Source organism: Salinicoccus siamensis, from assembly GCF_042429615.1.
GTDB classification, from domain to species: Bacteria; Bacillota; Bacilli; order Staphylococcales; family Salinicoccaceae; genus Salinicoccus; species Salinicoccus siamensis.
The window spans coordinates 1-1,443 of the sequence record NZ_JBHMAH010000037.1; the positions used below are offsets into that span (position 1 = coordinate 1).

At 34.4% G+C, this 1,443-nt stretch carries 3 protein-coding genes; all 3 read left to right on the forward strand.

Annotated features, from left to right (window positions below; translation table 11 throughout):
• The first annotated feature begins 243 nt into the window (after window positions 1–243).
• Window positions 244–393 (forward strand): ribbon-helix-helix domain-containing protein, encoded by a 150-nt coding sequence (locus tag ACFFLE_RS11100; protein WP_380572251.1) that lies wholly within the window; start codon window positions 244–246, stop codon window positions 391–393.
• Between the two features lie 64 nt (window positions 394–457).
• Window positions 458–1,117: a replication protein gene (locus tag ACFFLE_RS11105; RefSeq protein WP_380572253.1), complete on the forward strand. Its 660-nt coding sequence runs from the start codon at window positions 458–460 to the stop codon at window positions 1,115–1,117.
• Between the two features lie 186 nt (window positions 1,118–1,303).
• On the forward strand, window positions 1,304–1,443 hold a 140-nt coding region (locus ACFFLE_RS11110), incomplete at its 3' end, for a plasmid recombination protein (protein ID WP_380572256.1).

Sequence of the window (1,443 nt, forward strand, 5' to 3'; positions counted from 1 at the left end):
GTCTTTTTATTTGGAGATGAGGAGGCACCCCTAGGGGGGGTACTACGACCCCCCTTTTAAGTGCCGAGTGCCAAAATATAGATTGTGAAGGGTTTTGACCTTTATTATCAAAGGTTTTGAGCGTTTTTCACAAAGCTACATTTAGGCTACATTTTAGGCTACATTTTATAAAAAGTAAGCTAAATGTTGCATTTTATGCACACTTTAGTTACTATGTAATTATATTTAGAAAGGAGTGAACGTATGAGTGATTCTAAGAAAAGATTAACTATCACAGTATCTCATAACATTCATGATGAACTAGAAAAAATGGCTAAACAAAAAGGCTTGAGTAAATCGGCATTACTAACAATAGCATTTGAGGAATACAAGAAAGGGCAGAAAAATGCATAAAAAAAGAGCGACCTGGCAAAAGTCCGCTCTTAACATATGCATTATCTGTACAAGGTGATCCATTATGGCGACAGATAAAGCAAGGTATTTCACTTTTTTATTATACCCTGAGAGTATACCAGAAGATTGGGAAACGCAACTAGAAATGATTGGAATCCCTATGGCTATTAGTCCTCTCCATGATAAAGATAAAAGTAAAGTTGATGGACAAGAATTTAAAAAGGCACATTACCATGTAATTTATGTAGCTGCTAATCCAGTTACACCTCATAGTGTAAGAATGAGAATACAAAGGGTCTTAGGTAATCAGAGTGTAGCGAAGGTTCAAATTGTAAAACAGAGTATGGAGAACATGTATTTGTATTTAACACATGAGTCGAAAGATGCTGTAGCCAAGAATAAAGTTAAATATTCTAGGGAGAATATTAAGCTGTTGAATAACTTTGATATTGATCGTTATATTACTTTAGATGTTGAAGATAAAGAGGAAATGTTAAACGATGTTTGTGACATGATTGATGAACATGATTTAGCAAATATGAGAGAGCTTAGAAGATTTGTAAAGTTGAACGCTGGGGAATATAATTTGCCGAGTATGAAAGTTATTAATTCAGTTTTAAGGTCACATACAGGATTGCTTAGATTATATTTCGATGCGGTATATCAAGAACGAAAATATGGCAGAAGGGATTTCGACAAAGAAACTGGAGAAATCAAATCGTAGAATGATTTGAGGGTTTGGGACTATCACAAGATAGTCCTTTTTGCGTTGAGCAAAAACAGGGTTTAAGCCGACTGCAAGTCCACACGAACTAATGACTTATGGAATAAGTCTAGTGTGTTAGACTTTACATGAGATGTACACAAATATATACATTCATATATATAAAGATTTAAGGGGGATTTTGGCATGTCGTATTCAATTTTAAGGGTCACCAGGGTAAAAGGATCGAGTAATACAAAAGGGATTCAAAGACACAATCAAAGAGAGAATGAAAACTATAATAATAAAGACATAAATCATTCGGAGACGGACAGGAATTATGACTT